The 14,540-nt window shown below is 62.3% G+C and carries 15 protein-coding genes, 1 tRNA gene and 1 pseudogene; 13 read left to right on the top strand and 4 right to left on the bottom strand.

The window, feature by feature from the left end:
• The first annotated feature begins 39 nt into the window (after positions 1–39).
• The 8 genes from NKJ12_RS04065 to recQ all read left to right on the top strand — a co-directional run bounded on the left by NKJ12_RS04065 (position 40) and on the right by recQ (position 7,929).
• A complete protein-coding gene (locus tag NKJ12_RS04065) occupies positions 40–1,017 on the top strand; it encodes a TRAP transporter substrate-binding protein (protein WP_352479586.1) in 978 nt (325 codons plus the stop codon).
• A 103-nt stretch (positions 1,018–1,120) separates the two neighbouring features.
• Positions 1,121–1,648: a TRAP transporter small permease gene (locus NKJ12_RS04070; protein ID WP_352505148.1), complete on the top strand. Its 528-nt coding sequence runs from the start codon at positions 1,121–1,123 to the stop codon at positions 1,646–1,648.
• 4 nt (positions 1,649–1,652) lie between these two features.
• Positions 1,653–2,933: a TRAP transporter large permease gene (locus tag NKJ12_RS04075; RefSeq protein WP_254820461.1), complete on the top strand. Its 1,281-nt coding sequence runs from the start codon at positions 1,653–1,655 to the stop codon at positions 2,931–2,933.
• 10 nt (positions 2,934–2,943) lie between these two features.
• Positions 2,944–3,720 (top strand): FadR/GntR family transcriptional regulator, encoded by a 777-nt coding sequence (locus NKJ12_RS04080; RefSeq protein WP_254820462.1) that lies wholly within the window; start codon positions 2,944–2,946, stop codon positions 3,718–3,720.
• A 28-nt stretch (positions 3,721–3,748) separates the two neighbouring features.
• Positions 3,749–4,606, top strand: coding sequence for a 5-dehydro-4-deoxy-D-glucuronate isomerase (gene kduI, locus NKJ12_RS04085; RefSeq protein ID WP_352504894.1), 858 nt, complete (start codon positions 3,749–3,751; stop codon positions 4,604–4,606).
• Positions 4,603–5,370: a 2-dehydro-3-deoxy-D-gluconate 5-dehydrogenase KduD gene (kduD, locus tag NKJ12_RS04090; protein WP_352504895.1), complete on the top strand. Its 768-nt coding sequence runs from the start codon at positions 4,603–4,605 to the stop codon at positions 5,368–5,370. Before kduI ends, kduD begins: the two co-directional genes overlap by 4 nt.
• A 24-nt stretch (positions 5,371–5,394) precedes the next feature.
• Entirely contained in the window at positions 5,395–5,733 is a 339-nt protein-coding gene (locus NKJ12_RS04095) for a cupin domain-containing protein (RefSeq protein ID WP_254820465.1), read from the top strand.
• A 363-nt stretch (positions 5,734–6,096) separates the two neighbouring features.
• Positions 6,097–7,929, top strand: a complete 1,833-nt coding sequence (recQ, locus tag NKJ12_RS04100) for a DNA helicase RecQ (RefSeq protein ID WP_352701325.1) — start codon at positions 6,097–6,099, stop codon at positions 7,927–7,929.
• 21 nt (positions 7,930–7,950) lie between these two features.
• On the opposite strand, the gene NKJ12_RS04105 is transcribed toward recQ, so the two are convergent.
• Together NKJ12_RS04105 and NKJ12_RS04110 are read right to left on the bottom strand one after the other, a co-directional pair.
• Positions 7,951–8,274 (bottom strand): hypothetical protein, encoded by a 324-nt coding sequence (locus NKJ12_RS04105; RefSeq protein WP_352701326.1) that lies wholly within the window; start codon positions 8,272–8,274, stop codon positions 7,951–7,953.
• A 104-nt stretch (positions 8,275–8,378) separates the two neighbouring features.
• Positions 8,379–9,296, bottom strand: coding sequence for an alpha/beta fold hydrolase (locus tag NKJ12_RS04110; RefSeq protein WP_352701327.1), 918 nt, complete (start codon positions 9,294–9,296; stop codon positions 8,379–8,381).
• 723 nt (positions 9,297–10,019) lie between these two features.
• Between NKJ12_RS04110 and NKJ12_RS04115 the strand changes: the two genes are divergently transcribed.
• Together NKJ12_RS04115 and NKJ12_RS04120 are read left to right on the top strand one after the other, a co-directional pair.
• The gene (locus NKJ12_RS04115; RefSeq protein ID WP_352701328.1) at positions 10,020–10,619 is read left to right on the top strand and encodes a TetR/AcrR family transcriptional regulator; all 600 of its coding nucleotides are present in this window, start codon (positions 10,020–10,022) and stop codon (positions 10,617–10,619) included.
• 77 nt (positions 10,620–10,696) lie between these two features.
• Positions 10,697–11,272, top strand: a complete 576-nt coding sequence (locus NKJ12_RS04120) for a DUF308 domain-containing protein (protein ID WP_352701330.1) — start codon at positions 10,697–10,699, stop codon at positions 11,270–11,272.
• A gap of 73 nt (positions 11,273–11,345) precedes the next feature.
• Here the strand turns inward: NKJ12_RS04120 and NKJ12_RS04125 are convergent.
• Positions 11,346–11,435 (bottom strand) — tRNA-Ser (locus tag NKJ12_RS04125).
• A gap of 337 nt (positions 11,436–11,772) precedes the next feature.
• On the opposite strand from NKJ12_RS04125, the gene NKJ12_RS04130 reads away from it, so the two are divergent.
• The 3 genes from NKJ12_RS04130 to NKJ12_RS04140 all read left to right on the top strand — a co-directional run bounded on the left by NKJ12_RS04130 (position 11,773) and on the right by NKJ12_RS04140 (position 13,497).
• Complete coding sequence (locus tag NKJ12_RS04130) at positions 11,773–12,426, top strand: 50S ribosomal protein L21 (protein WP_352701331.1); 654 nt, start codon at positions 11,773–11,775, stop codon at positions 12,424–12,426.
• A 98-nt stretch (positions 12,427–12,524) separates the two neighbouring features.
• A complete protein-coding gene (gene rpmA, locus NKJ12_RS04135) occupies positions 12,525–12,794 on the top strand; it encodes a 50S ribosomal protein L27 (protein WP_023678077.1) in 270 nt (89 codons plus the stop codon).
• Between the two features lie 115 nt (positions 12,795–12,909).
• On the top strand, positions 12,910–13,497 hold the full coding sequence (locus NKJ12_RS04140; protein WP_254820471.1) for a GNAT family N-acetyltransferase: 588 nt from the start codon (positions 12,910–12,912) through the stop codon (positions 13,495–13,497).
• Between the two features lie 172 nt (positions 13,498–13,669).
• Here NKJ12_RS04140 and NKJ12_RS04145 read toward each other — a convergent pair.
• Positions 13,670–14,538 (bottom strand): annotated as a pseudogene (locus tag NKJ12_RS04145) (endonuclease/exonuclease/phosphatase family protein).
• Positions 14,539–14,540: the final 2 nt, after the last annotated feature.

Raw genomic sequence — 14,540 nt, forward strand, 5'->3', positions numbered from 1 at the left:
GGCGCTTGCCGCCATCGTTTCAAAAACGGGAGGAAACCAATGCTGCATTTTTCTAGACTGGCGGGAGCTACGCTAGTTGCCGCCGCACTGCTGGCCGGATCGGCAAGCGCCCAGACGGTCCTGCGCTCGTCCGACACCCACCCGGATGGCTATCCGACGGTCGAGGCGGTCAAATATTTCGGCGAGCTGGTGAAGGAGCGCACGGCCGGCCGCTATGTGGTCGAGATCTATCCTTCCGCGCAACTTGGCGAGGAAAAGGACACGATCGAGCAGGTGCGCACCGGCGTGATCGATCTCAATCGTGTTTCGATGGCGCCGTTCAACGGGCTCATCCCCGAGACCACCGTGCCCTCGCTGCCCTACATCTTCCGTTCGGAAGAGCATATGCACAAGGTCATGGACGGGGCGATCGGCGACCAGATCGCGGCGGCGTTCGACCAGGTCGGGCTGGTGTTGCTCGCCTTTTACGACGGCGGTGCGCGCTCCTTCTACAATTCGAAGAAGCCGATCAACACTGTAGCCGATATGGCCGGCATGAAGTTCCGCGTCATCCAGTCCGACATCTTCGTCGACATGGTGGCGGCACTCGGCGCCAACGCGACACCGATGCCTTATGGCGAAGTGTATTCGGCGATCGAGACCGGGGTCATCGACGGCGCGGAGAATAATTTTCCGAGCTACGACACTGCCAAGCACGCGGAAGTCGCCAAGTATTATTCGCTCGACGAGCACACGATGGTGCCGGAAGCCTTCGTCATGGCGAAGTCGAGCTGGGACAAGCTGACGCCGGAAGACCAGGCGATATTCAAGGCGGCCGCCAAAGAAAGCGTCGCCAAGCAGCGCGAGCTGTGGACCGCCAAGGTCAAGGAATCGCGCGCCAAGGTCGAGGCGGCAGGTTCGCAGATCACGACGCCGGACAAGCAGCCCTTCATCGACGCGATGGGGCCGGTCTACGAGAAGCACGTCAAGGACGACAAGCTGAAGGCCATGGTCGAAGCCATCAAGGCCGTGCAGTGATCAAGCGGCGGCGCGGACATTCCGCGCCGCCATCCTCTTGCGGAGAAAACCGGTGACTTCCAGCCCAAAACCAAGACCGCTTCTGTCCGGCGTCGCGCAAGTGATGTCGCGCGTCAGCACGGCGGCGCTGTCGATCGCCGGCATCGGGCTGGTGCTGATGACCGCCTTCGTCGCATGGCAGGTGTTCGGCCGCTATGTTCTGAACCGCTCGCCCAGCTGGACCGAGCCGGGCTCGGTGATGCTGATGAGCTGGTTCATTTTCCTCGGCGCTGCCGTCGGTGTGCGCGAGAACTACCATCTTGGCTTCGACGTCCTGCTCTACGTGCTGCCGAAAGGCGGCAAGCGTTGGCTGCGGATGATTTCGGACCTCGTCGCGCTCGCCTTCGGCATCGGCATGATCTGGTATGGCAGCCAGCTGGTCGCATTGACCTGGGGCTCTACCTTGCCGTCACTCGGCATATCGGGGGGCTGGGATTACGTCCCGCTTGTCGCGGGAGGAGCGCTCATCGTGCTCTTCACGCTGGAGCGCATCGTGCTTCGCCTCTCCGGCGCACCGATCGACGATACCCTCGATGAACTGCCGCCGGCCGAAGTCGCGGCCGAACTCGACACCGCGAACGTGAAGGTCTGACGCCATGGAACTGTGGATTCTGTTCGGCGTCTTCACCCTGCTGATGCTTATCGGCACGCCGATCGCTTTCTGCCTCGGCGTCGCAAGCCTTGCCACCGTCCTCTATATGGGTCTGCCCCCGCTCATCGTATTCCAGCGACTGAATTCCGGCATGAGCGTCTTTTCGCTGCTGGCCATTCCGTTTTTCATCTACGCCGGCGACTTGATGGTGCGCGGCGGCATCGCCAGCAAGATCGTTGCCTTCGCCGGCTCGCTCGTCGGTCATTTGCGCGGCGGCCTCGGGCAGGTCAACATCGCCACCGCTACACTGTTCGGCGGCATTTCGGGCTCCGCGGTGGCGGAGGCAGCGGCGGTAGGCGGCCTGATGATCCCGCAGATGAAGGCGCGCGGCTATGGAGCGGACTACGCCGTCAACGTTACATCGATGGCGGCGCTGATCGCGCTGCTGCTGCCGCCGTCGCACAACATGATCATCTATTCGATCTCGGCAGGCGGAAAGATCTCCATCGCCGATCTGTTCACGGCCGGCATCATCCCGGGCCTGCTGTTGGCCCTGTCACTGATGATCACCGCCTATTTCGTGGCGCGCTCCCGCGGCTACCCGACCGAGCCGTTTCCGGGCTTCACCGCCGTTGCGCATCTCTTCGCCGTCGCGGTGCCCGGCCTGCTGCTGATCGCGATCATCTTCGGCGGCGTACGATCGGGCGTGTTCACGGCTACCGAGAGTTCCTGTATCGCCGTCATCTATGCGTTGTTCGTAACCGTCTTCGTTTACCGGCAGATGACCTGGGAAGGTTTCGTTCATGCCACCTACGGCGCCGTGCGCACCACGGCCATGGTGCTGCTCATCATCGGCATGGCGGCGGCGTTCTCCTGGTTGATGGCCTTCCTGAAAGTGCCGGCAGCGCTGATCGCCTCCATGAACGCGATCTCGGACGATCCGCTGGTCGTGCTTCTCCTGCTCAACCTCCTGATGCTGTTCCTCGGCACCTTCATGGACATGGGGCCGACCATCATCATTTGCACGCCGATCTTCCTGCCCGTGGCGCAGGCCTACGGCGTCGATCCGGTGCATTTCGGCGTCATCATGATCCTCAATTTCGGCATCGGGCTGAACACGCCGCCGGTGGGCGCGGTGCAGTTCGTCGCGTGCGCAGTGGGCAAGATATCCGTCTGGGAATCGATGCGCTCGATCTGGCCGTTCTATGGCGCAGGCCTCGTGGTGCTGGGGCTCGTCACTTACATTCCGGCCATTTCGCTGTGGCTGCCGAGCGTCTTCAAATAGGAGGTGCGACATGGCCTCAGACACCGCAGCCGGCCTCCGCGTCGAACGAAGACCGAAACTTTCGGAAACCGTCGTTGCGGCGATCCGCAAGCAACTGCAGGCGGGCGAGATCCAGCCAGGGCAGAAGCTGCCGACCGAGGGCCAGTTGACCGAGACCTTCGGGGTCAGCCGCACGGTGATACGTGAAGCGCTGGCCAAACTTGCCGCGGACGGCCTGGTCGAGCCGCGCCAAGGCGCCGGGGTCTTCGTCACCGAGCATATCTCGACAGCATTCGGTGCTCTTGCGGCGGAGATGGGCAGCAAGGATTCGATCGCCCTCAACGTGCTCGAAGTCAGGTTGGCGATCGAGATCGAATCCGCCGGGCTCGCTGCCATCCGCCGCAACGCCGCGCAGGAAGCGGCGATCCAGGAAGCCTTCTTCGAATTCGAACGGCTGCTCCTCAACAGCGAGCCGACGGGACCGGCCGACCTTGCTTTCCACCGCGCAATCGCCAGCGCCACCAACAATCCGTTCTATGTCGAGATGCTCGACGTGCTCGGCCGGCGCGCCATTCCTTGCGACGTCACCTCGCCATGGTCGACCGAGATCGCCCAGTCGGACGCCTACCAGCGCGGCCTGCAACGTGAGCATCTGGTGATCCTCAAGGCCATCTCGGCAGGCGATGCGGAGGCGGCCCGGGAGGCGATGCGCGCGCATCTCGGTGCCAGCCAGCAGCGCTATCGCGAGCGCCTGCACGCGCGCCAGGTTTTTTATGCCGACTCGGTCAAGGCCGCGGGAACTGAATAAGCAATTGAGGCAGCCCCATGGGACAGCAATGAATCACACTGACAATCATACGGATTTCACCTCCCGCTTCGCCATCGATCCCGTTTCTGCCGCTGCCATGGGAACGGACGAGCTGCGACACAATTTCCTGATCGAGGACTTGTTCCGGCCCGGCCGCATCGGCCTGACCTACACCCACTACGACCGCATGATCGTCGGCGGCGCCATGCCCGCCGGTACGCCGCTGCCGCTGCAGGCGATCAAGCCGACCGGGACCAAGAATTTTCTCGACCGCCGTGAGATGATCATTGTCAACATCGCCGGTGCCGGCATCGTGAAGGCCGGCGGTCAATCCTACGAGCTGCAGGCGCGCGACATGCTCTATCTCGGCATGGGCACGGATGAGGTATCGTTCGCTGCGACCAATCCGGCAGCGCCGGCTAAATTCTACCTGCTCAGCGCGCCGGCGCATCAGGGCCATCCCAACCGGCTGATCCGCATCGGCGATGCCAAGCGGCTCGATCTCGGCAGCCAGGCAACCTCCAACGAGCGCTCGATCTTCCAGTTCATCCATGCCGATGGGGTAAAGACCTGTCAGCTTGTCGTCGGCATGACGCAGCTTGCCTCCGGTTCGGTCTGGAACACCATGCCATGCCATGTGCATGATCGGCGCATGGAAGCCTATCTCTATTTCGATCTGCCGGAGGCGGCGCGGGTGTTTCATTTCATGGGCGAGCCGGACGAAACGCGCCATCTCGTCATGCGAAACGAGGAGGCGGTGCTGTCGCCGGGATGGTCGATCCATTCGGGCGCCGGCACCTCGAACTACGCATTCATCTGGGCGATGGCCGGCGACAATGTCGACTATACCGACGTTGACCTGGTAATGATGGAGGAGCTCAGGTGAGCGACCTCTCTGCGTTCAGCCTTGCCGGCAAGCGCATCCTCGTTACCGGCGCCAATACCGGCATCGGCCAGGGCATCGCCGTGTCGATCGCGCGCGCCGGTGGCGCGGTGGTCGGCGTTGGCCGGTCGGCGATGGACGAGACGGCGGAGAAGATTGCGGCGGCCGGCGGCCGCTTCGAGGCAGTCCGCTGCGACCTTGGCGACGATGCCGCTGCCCAGGCGATGCTCGACCGCGTCTGGGATGATACGGGGCCGCTCGATGGCTTGGTCAACAATGCCGGCATCATCCGGCGTGCCGATGCGGTCGACTTGACCAAAGCCGACTGGGACGACGTCATCGGCGTCAATCTCAAGACGGTGTTCTTCCTCGGCCAGCGCTTTGCCAGGCGCGTCCTTGCCGAGCCGGGGCGGCGTGGCAAGATCGTCAACATCGCCTCGGTACTGAGCTTTCAGGGCGGCATTCGTGTCGCCTCCTACACCGCCTCCAAACACGGCGTGCTCGGCATCACCCGGCTGCTGGCATGCGAATGGGCGGCAAAAGGCATCAATGTCAACGGCATTGCGCCGGGCTATATCGAGACCAACAACACCGAGGCGCTGCGCGCCGATCCCGACCGCAGCGCGTCGATCCTGGCGCGCATTCCGGCCGGGCGCTGGGGCGCGCCGGAAGACATCGGCGACGCAGCCGTCTTCCTGCTGGCGCCGGCGTCGAACTATATGCATGGCGCGGTGATGCCGGTGGACGGCGGCTGGCTGGCGCGATGAACAACCAAAGATGAGAGTTTGGCGATGACCGGAACCAAAATCTTCTCGCATGCCGGTGAGGGCGCATGGACGCCGACGCCGGATGGCAACCGCAGACGCGTGCTCCTGCACACGGACGAGCTGATGATGGTCGAGTTCGGTTTCGACAAGGGTGGCGTCGGCGCGCTGCACTCGCACCCGCACGTCCAGGCGAGCTACGTCGCCGAAGGGCGCTTCGAGGTCACCATCGACGGCAGGACCGAGATCCTGGAAGCCGGAAGCAGCTTCATCGTTCCTTCCAACCTTGTCCATGGCGTCAAGGCGCTGCAGGCGGGACGACTGGTCGACAGCTTTACGCCGCACCGCGCCGATTTCCTCGACTGAGCTGCGGGCCCGAAGATCAGGCAGCCGGTTCTCAGAACGAAAAAACCCGCGCCTCCGGAGAGACGCGGGCGTGTTGCCTGGGCGCTTGTGGCGCCGCGGTACTCAAAACATCACCGCAGAACCTGAACCTGCCGAATGATGGTGAAGATAGGATTAACCGCTCCGAGGCGGTGCGATATTCACAGCCAAAGCGAATAGGGGCTGGAACGACGGTCTGATATCGGCCAATGAGAGAGAAGTTCGCCTCAGACGGTGCCGCGGACAGGACCAGAGGGGTCGATAAATGTTCGAATCTGCTGTCCAGGCAATCACCTGGCGATTCGCCGGCGAATTTCGGCAGGTCGTATCCCCGAAAGTTCCCTAATGCAGATAGCGGCGAGCGTCCCGGTGGAGGATTCCAAGCGGCGCGTCCTGAAGGATGTATTCGGCTTCGATGATTTTCGTCTCGGCCAATCGGCCGTGATGGAGGCGCTTCTGGCCGGGCATCATGTGCTGGCTGTCATGCCGACCGGCGCCGGCAAGTCGCTCTGCTACCAGGTCCCGGCGCTGGTGCTGGGCGGGCTCACCATTGTCGTTTCGCCGCTGGTGGCCCTGATGCAGGATCAGGTCGCCGCATTGCGGCTTGCCGGCGTGGCGGCCGATACGATCAATTCCTCGCTCGACCGCGATGCCAATGTCGCTGCATGGCGCCGTGTCGCGGCAGGCCAGACGCGCCTGCTCTATCTTGCACCGGAGCGGTTGATGACCGTGCGAATGCTCGAGGCGTTGACCAAGCTCGATGTCCGGCTGATCGGCATCGACGAGGCACATTGCATCTCGCAATGGGGACCGGCGTTCCGGCGCGAATACGAAGAATTGTCGAGACTACGTGATATCTTCCCGAAAGTGCCGATCATTGCGCTGACGGCGACGGCGGATGAGACGACGCGCACCGACATTGCCGCGCAACTGTTCGACGGGCGCGTCGATACGGTGGTGCTCGGCTTCGACCGACCGAACATCAAGCTAGGCATTGAGCCCAAGCAGGACAGCAAGCGCCAATTGCTAAACTTCGTGCAGCGCCATGCAGGCCGCAGCGGGATCGTCTATTGCCTGTCGCGCAAAAAGACCGAAGAGATGGCGGCGTTCCTCGAGCGGAACGGCGTACGCGCGCTCGCCTATCATGCCGGAATGAGCAAGGACGCGCGTGAAGCGAATCAAAACGCTTTCATGACCTTGTCCGGTGTGGTGATGGTGGCGACCATCGCCTTTGGCATGGGGATCGACAAGCCGGACGTCGCCTATGTCTTCCACACCGACCTGCCGGGCAGCTTGGAGGCCTATTATCAGGAAATCGGGCGGGCGGGCCGCGACGGGCGGGCGGCCGAGGCACATATGCTCTTCGGTCTCGGCGATATCCGCATGCGCCGGCTTTTCATCGAAGACGAGGACGCGCCGGCTGAGCACAAAAGGCGCGCGCATGGCCGACTCGATACGCTGATCGGTTATTGCGAGACGACGCAGTGCCGCCGTCAGATCCTGCTTGGCTATTTCGGCGAGAGTGCTTCGCCTTGCGGCAATTGCGACAACTGCCTCGACCAGGCGCCGCATGCGGATGGCGAGGCGGAGGCGCGGATCATCCTGGCGGCGATCGCACAGACCGGCGAGCGCTTTGGCGCCGGCCATGTCGTCGATGTTCTGCTCGGCCATGAGACCGAGAAGGTCCTGGACAGGAACCACCACAGGCTTGCCAGCTTCGGCACCGGTGTCGCGCACAAGAAAAATGTGTGGCTGTCGCTGGTGCGCCAGCTCGTCGCGGGAGGGTTTCTGACATTGGACTCAACCGGCCATGGCGGCGTCGCCATTGCCGAGAAGGGCCGTGCGCTGGCTCGGGGCGAGGCCTCGTTCCGGTATCGCGTGGACGCGCGCCAGCCATCGCGAGGCAAGATACGGACCGATACCGCAGCAGGGACGGAAGGTCTGGATTCGGCGCTGCTGGCCGCGCTCAAGGCTGTACGGCTGCGTCTTGCCCGGGAACGCCAGGTGCCGGCCTTCGTGATCTTTTCGGATCGTACACTGATCGATATGGCCGAACGCTGCCCGCGTGATCTGGACGCCTTCGCCGCGGTCAACGGTGTCGGCGCCGCCAAGCTCAAGGATTTCGGCGAGATATTCCTCGGCGCGATCGCTGCGCATCAATCTGGTGTGGCGGGCTGAAGACCCACTTCAGTGACGTAATCAGCACCTGCTTCGCCTCGCCGCCGCAATCGCAGCCTCCTGCTGCCGCAAGCGCTCGATCTTCGCACTCTGGCGGGCAGCCACGGTCGAGGCGACACGCTGCCCTCCCAACAGCCAGCCCGGAATGTTGGTGTGGACGACTTTGCCACGAGCGATGGCTGTCGCCGACATTTCGTCGGCGACAGCGCCCATCGCCACGTTGAGCTCGACGCAACTCATCTTGTCGTATTTCGCAGCATCGAAGGATGCAGGCAAAGGCGATGCGCAACTTCCGACAAACATCAGGCTGCATATCAGAGGCGCGGCCGTGGAGATCGCCTTCATTTTCTTTTCAAGCACGTTGACGCCGGCCGAGCGAATTTCGGAGGGTTCTCGATCTCAGGCCGCGAAGCACTCCCGAGGTTCGGCGTAACTGAAGCATGTGACCTCTACAATACTCTGTGCTGACCGTCCTGTTTATCCTCGAAGAATTCCGAGAGTGCCGCTGCCGTTTTGTCGGGGTGCTCTTCCGGGAAAAAGTGCCCGCCTTGAACAGCGCGTCCTTCCACTCTGTCGGCCCATTTCCTCCAAATGGCCAGCGGCCCGCCCTGTTGCGCATACCAGTTCTCCAGGGCGCCTTCGCCACTCCATAGCGCCACTAGCGGACACTCGATGCGACTACCGTTTACCTGGTCCAGCGCGTCATGTTCACGATCGATCGTCGCAGCGGCGCGATACTCTTCGCAGATGGCGTGAATATGCGCGGGATCGCGAAGCGCATCAACATAGGCGTCCCTGACCTCTTTGGAGACCATTTTCGCCGACGATCCCCACTGCGTTATTGCATCGTCGACGACGGCATCGGGAGCCGCGCCTATCAGACGCTCCGGCAGGGGCTCCGGCTGGGCAAGAAGGCTCCAGGGCCAGAAGCCGAGCGCCAGTCTGGCATCCGCCCGATCCCATGTTGCGGCGGTGGGGATGATGTCGAGGACGGCGATTTTGAGCACTTTGTCGGGATGGTCGAGCGCCAGGCGATAGGCAACCCGCCCGCCACGGTCATGCCCGGCAACCATGAACCGCTCAAACCCCAGTTGCTTCATGGCCTGAACCATGTCGCCGGCCATGGCGCGCTTGGCGTATGGGCTATGATCGGCAGATGAAACCGGGCATCCGCTTTGCCCATAGCCTCGAAGGTCGGCGGCGACCACCGTGAAGCGGGGCGCCAAGGCTGCGGCGATATCCCTCCACATCAGATGCGTTTCTGGAAAACCGTGAAGAAGCAGCAGCGGCGGACCGGTGCCGCCGACCCTTGCGAAAATGGTCGTATCGTCCAGTCGCAAGCTGGTGGCTCTGAAACCTGCAAACACCGTCAGCCTCCTCGGGCGCCCTTAGACAAGCTCTCCAAGGGCGCTAACGGCCGCCTGAGGCGAACCCCGGCCGCGATGGCCAGGGTTCAAGCCGGCCAGTTGCTAGAATCGAAACCAGACCCACACGCGCCTGCGGAAGCACCGCCTGCGCCGATAGCCATTTCGCCAGTAAACGCGACAGACCCTTCTCCAAGCACGCCGGCGGCGGCGACGCGGCCGGTGCCACCGGCGATGATAGACTGGTTGCAACTCGGCTTGAGTTTCGTCGTCGTCGAAGGTCTCGACATCCGGCGCCTCGAGTTCATCGAGAATGCCGCTTCTGGCAGTTGGAACGCCGGCCACTGCGTTGATTGGCCGAACTGTGCTTGCAAGGGCCGCGGCCCCGGCAATGCCAAACATTCCTGTCAAAAATAGTCGCCGATCCATGGAAACCTCCCAGTCTTCAACCAGCGATAGAACAAGCTAACGATGGGGAGATAGCGCAGTCGGTGCAAACGCCTAGTGCCGCCCGGCGATCGCAATGATCCGGTCGGCCGGAGGGCGTTGCCCTCCTCCCCGAAGTGGGATGGCTACCTCGATCGACAAACACCCGGCGCTTTCTGAATTTATGGCGAGCCGACATCAATGAAGATCGAACGACGTCTACGCCAAAGCCACCCAATTTCACGCTACTCGCTTTGCAAGTAGGCTTGACGGCCATCCTACCAGAAGGTAGGTACGGGCATGAGCAACTTGTCTACCACCTCTGACGACATCCTGGCTTGTGCGCGTTCTCTGATCGTCGCTGGCGGCTACAACGGTTTCAGTTATGCCGACATCGCTGATGTGGTCGGGATCCGTAAGGCGAGCATCCATCACCATTTCCCAAGCAAAGTCGATCTGGTTCGGACGCTGGTTGCGGGGTATCGGGAAGAAGCTGAAGCGGGGATGGCAAATGTCGAACTTCACGAATCCGATCCGCTCGAACAGTTGCGGATCTATGCCGGGTATTGGGAAGCCTGCATTGCGGACGCCAGCGCCCCGTTTTGTATCTGCGCGCTGTTGGCAAGCGAGCTCCCCGTTCTGCCCGAGGAAGTCAGCCTTGAGGTCCGGGCGCATTTCCGCTCCCTGTCGGCTTGGCTTACATCCGTGCTGGAGCGCGGCGCGCGGCGCGGCCAATTTCAACTGATGAGTACCCCTCGTGCCGAGGCTGAAGCGTTCATGGCGACTGTCCACGGCGCGATGCTTTCGGCACGGGCCTATGGCGACCCGACGATATTCGGCGTCATAACAGGCCCGCTCCTGGAGCGGCTCGCTCCGCGTTCCCTCCAGATACGACACTAAGATCTCAACCAACTATAGCCGTAACGGCTCCGCGACGTTCGTCAAGACTCTCTACCTACTAGTCGAAAGGACATCCAATGACGGTTCACAGTAGCGATCTTTCCCGTGCCAGCCAGGAACAATGGCTCAAGCTCTATTACTTCGCTCGGACGGCGTTCTCGGCTGCCTGGGTGGCGGCTGCCTTTACGGTGGGACAGAATTCCGGGGAGATCGCGGCGGTGTTACTCGTGGCTTATCCTGCATGGGATGCCCTGGCCAATTTTGTCGACGCATCGCGCAGCGGAGGATTGGGACAGAATCGCACGCAGACCATCAACGTCGTGGTCAGTATGGCGACAACGCTCGCGGTCGTTCTCGCGCTGGAGATGAGCATGAATTGGGTGCTCGGGGTGTTCGGCGTATGGGCGATCCTGTCTGGCCTGCTTCAACTCGGCACCGCAGTCCGCCGTTGGAAGAGCTATGGTGCACAGTGGGCGATGATCCTGAGCGGAGGGCAATCAGCGCTGGCAGGCACGTTTTTCATCCTGCAGGCGCGGATGCCGATGCCGCCATCCATCAGCAACGTGGCCGGCTATGCCGCAGTAGGCGCCCTCTACTTTCTGGTTTCGGCGGTGTGGCTAAGTGTGAGCCAATTGCGGCGGAAGGCTGCATAGGCCGCGATCTTAAGCCATTACCGGCGCGATGAGAGATGCAGTTATCTATGGCTCGGGTCGTACCATTCCGAAGTGGCGGAGAGGGAGGGATTCGAACCCCCGATGGGCTTGCACCCATGCCGCATTTCGAGTGCGGTGCATTCGACCACTCTGCCACCTCTCCGCGGTCATGGTCCGCCGTTGCCGGCGCGGCGCACTAGATAACGGCTGGACAGGCAGGTTACAAGGGCCAATCTGCCCCGTCGCCGCAGCTTCTGTCCCTGCTTCCTTCGAGCTCCGGCAGCCGCTGCTCGATATTTGCAAGGACTGGGCTCAACCCGTTTGCAGCTTGCCCGCGGCGCTTGCCTTGACTCAAACCGAACCTTCGGTTAGGGACAGCGCGCAATCGGCGTGGAGGGATCTTCCGCGCCGCTTGTTTTTTGAACCCGCAGACTGACAAAAAGACGGCCGAACCGCCTAAGGCGGATCATTAAGGCCGACCGAACAGCGAAAGGCAAAAAATGTTCGCAGTCATCAAAACGGGCGGCAAGCAGTATCGCGTTGCCGCCAACGATCTCCTGAAGATCGAAAAACTCGAAGCCAATGTCGGCGATATCGTCGAGATCGGCCAGGTGCTCGCGCATGGCGAGGGCGAGAACGTCACGTTCGGTGCGCCGTTCGTCGACGGCGCCTTGGTCACCGCCGAAGTCGTCGAACAGGGCAAGAACCGCACGGTCATCGCCTTCAAGAAGCGCCGCCGGCAGAATTCGCGCCGCAAGATCGGCCATCGTCAGCTTTTGACCACCGTCAGGATCGCCGAGATCCTGCTGGATGGCGCCAAGCCGGCGAAGAAGGCCGCCGCCAAGACTGAGGTAAAGGCTGCTCCCAAGACGGAAGCCAACGCAGAGGCTGCGCCGAAGGAAACCGAGGCCAAGGCAACCGAAACCGCCGCTCCGCTGTTCAAGGCACCGAAGGGCGAACCGGACGATCTGACCGTGATCAAGGGCATCGGCCCGGTTGCAGCCGGCCAGCTCAACGAACAGGGCATCACGACCTTCGCACAGATCGCCAAACTGTCCGACAAGGATGTCGCCAAGATCGACGAGCACATGCCGTTCAGCGCCGACCAGATCAAGGACTGGCGCGAGCAGGCCAAGGAATTGGCGAAAAAGTAGAACGAACCGGCGCAATCGTCGCCGGATCGGACTTGAAACGGAACGCGAACGCGTTCATAAGATCGTTTAGGCGCCTCACGGCGCATCGGAGTAGTTAGATGGCACACAAGAAAGCTGGCGGATCGTCGCGCAATGGTCGCGACTCCCATTCCAAGCGACTCGGCGTGAAGAAGTTTGGCGGCGAAGCCGTGATTCCGGGCAACATCATCATTCGTCAGCGTGGCACGACGTGGCATCCCGGCACCAATGTCGGCATTGGCACGGACCACACGCTGTTTGCGCTCGAAGCTGGCGCAGTCACCTTCAACAAAAAAGCCAATGGCCGAACCTACGTATCGGTGAACCCGATGACGAAGGCAGCGGAGTAGCCGGTTCCGCACGAGAACACCGGCACCCATCTCGGGACCGGTGTCTGGCCAAGCCAGGAAAAGGATCAGGGGAGATGGGTTTCCATCTCCCTTTTTTCTTGCCTGGAGGACTGACATGGTTGCCGAAGCGGAAGACTCAGACGACGAAAGTTACACGATAGATTGCCCGGTGCTCGCGACCGAGCGGCTGGTCATGCGTGCCCCGCGTGAAAGCGACATCGAGCAATTGGTGGCGCTCGCCGACAACCGCCATGTCGCGGAAATGCTGGCTCGCATGCCGCATCCCTATGGCGAGGCGGAGGCACGCGCTTTCCTGGCTATGACGGCATCGCGCCGGGCTGGAATCGCCTATGCGTTGACGCTGGCCGGCACCGAGACCTTCGTCGGCTGTGCCGGACTCAACACAACGGATCGCGGGCTGGAGCTCGGCTACTGGATCGGCGAGCCGTACTGGAAACGCGGCTACGCGACGGAGGCAGCGCACGCACTGGTCGACCTTGCCTTCCAGAGAACCACGATTCAGGTGCTGCACGCCTCGACGCGGGTTATCAATCCGGCCTCGCGCCGTGTCATCCATAAATGCGGCTTCCAGTATGCCGGCCAGGGCATGCTGAATTCGATCGTTGCCGGCCAGGTGCCGGTCGAGCGCTATCGCCTCGATCGAAAAACCTGGACCAGCCTGCGGAACTGGGTGCATTTTTGAGGCATGTCGAGATTCAGGTGATGCCGGCCTGCGAATGGCGGCTTCCTGCGCTTCCGGTGCTCACGTACTCTAAGTACGCTCCGCTCCGGTTCTCGGAAGCCACCACTCTCGGCACGGCCTGACCTGAATCTCGACACACCTCGGCGCGAAAGATTGCGGACCAACGTTGACATCACGCCATCTCGACCCAGACCGGCAAGTGGTCCGAACCGGCCGCTTGCCGGTCGACCCACAGGCGCCTGAGCGATTTGGCAAGCGAAGCGCTGGTGAAGATGTAGTCGATGCGCTTGTAGCGGCTGGTATCGCCCGGCCGCTTGGGGTCGACCCAGGTGACGAGATCGGCGCCGGCAGCGCCAAGACGCACGGCGGCATCAACGGCAGGTCGGCGGTCACCGGCATGCCGAATTCATGGTCGGGTTGGCCGGCGAGTTCGACGTGCTCCGGCGATCCGGCGAGCATGTTGAAGTCGCCCATGACGACGAAGGCTTCAGGACAAGGCAGGTCCGGCAAGCCGATCTCGGCGACGCCGGAGAGCCCGCCGCCCTCGAGCGGGTAGTTTAATAGGCGTTCGCGCAGAAAGCGGATTTGGCTCAGGCGTTCAACCGGGCTGCGGTGGTCGAGATGGGTGGAATAGACGCGGATCGGACCAAGCGGCGTTTCGATCAGCGCCTCCAGCGCGCCGCGCTGGAAGTTCATTGCTTCGAAACTGCGGCTGCGCGGCAAAAGGAGATTGCGCGACAGATGGATCGGCGTCCTCGACAGCACCATGTTGCCGAGCTGGAAGGTGGTCGTGATGGCGCGGCCGTTCTCCAAGCGCGAGCCAGCGTCGGCTTCGAAATTGCTGCCGTAAACGGCAAAATAGTCGGGCAGCGCCTCGCCGAGTTCAGCCACCATGTCGCGGCCGCCATTCTTCGGGTTGGCGCGGGAGACCTCCTGCAGCGCGATCACGTCGGCACCGCGCACGGCGTCGGCGATACGGCCGACATCGTACCGGCCGTCGAGACCGACGCCGTAGTGGATATTGTAAGTTACCAGCTTCATTC

This window comes from Mesorhizobium sp. M0195, from assembly GCF_040322115.1.
Classification (GTDB): Bacteria; Pseudomonadota; Alphaproteobacteria; order Rhizobiales; family Rhizobiaceae; genus Mesorhizobium.

Coding starts and splice junctions, on each gene's coding strand:
- NKJ12_RS04120 (WP_352701330.1), top strand. CDS start 10,697: ATGACGGTTCACAGTAGCGATCTTTCCCGTGCCAGCCAGGAACAATGG.
- recQ (WP_352701325.1), top strand. CDS start 6,097: ATGCAGATAGCGGCGAGCGTCCCGGTGGAGGATTCCAAGCGGCGCGTC.
- NKJ12_RS04140 (WP_254820471.1), top strand. CDS start 12,910: ATGGTTGCCGAAGCGGAAGACTCAGACGACGAAAGTTACACGATAGAT.
- kduI (WP_352504894.1), top strand. CDS start 3,749: ATGAATCACACTGACAATCATACGGATTTCACCTCCCGCTTCGCCATC.
- NKJ12_RS04105 (WP_352701326.1), bottom strand. CDS start 8,274: ATGAAGGCGATCTCCACGGCCGCGCCTCTGATATGCAGCCTGATGTTT.
- NKJ12_RS04065 (WP_352479586.1), top strand. CDS start 40: ATGCTGCATTTTTCTAGACTGGCGGGAGCTACGCTAGTTGCCGCCGCA.
- rpmA (WP_023678077.1), top strand. CDS start 12,525: ATGGCACACAAGAAAGCTGGCGGATCGTCGCGCAATGGTCGCGACTCC.
- NKJ12_RS04080 (WP_254820462.1), top strand. CDS start 2,944: ATGGCCTCAGACACCGCAGCCGGCCTCCGCGTCGAACGAAGACCGAAA.
- NKJ12_RS04075 (WP_254820461.1), top strand. CDS start 1,653: ATGGAACTGTGGATTCTGTTCGGCGTCTTCACCCTGCTGATGCTTATC.
- NKJ12_RS04115 (WP_352701328.1), top strand. CDS start 10,020: ATGAGCAACTTGTCTACCACCTCTGACGACATCCTGGCTTGTGCGCGT.
- NKJ12_RS04070 (WP_352505148.1), top strand. CDS start 1,121: ATGTCGCGCGTCAGCACGGCGGCGCTGTCGATCGCCGGCATCGGGCTG.
- NKJ12_RS04095 (WP_254820465.1), top strand. CDS start 5,395: ATGACCGGAACCAAAATCTTCTCGCATGCCGGTGAGGGCGCATGGACG.
- NKJ12_RS04130 (WP_352701331.1), top strand. CDS start 11,773: ATGTTCGCAGTCATCAAAACGGGCGGCAAGCAGTATCGCGTTGCCGCC.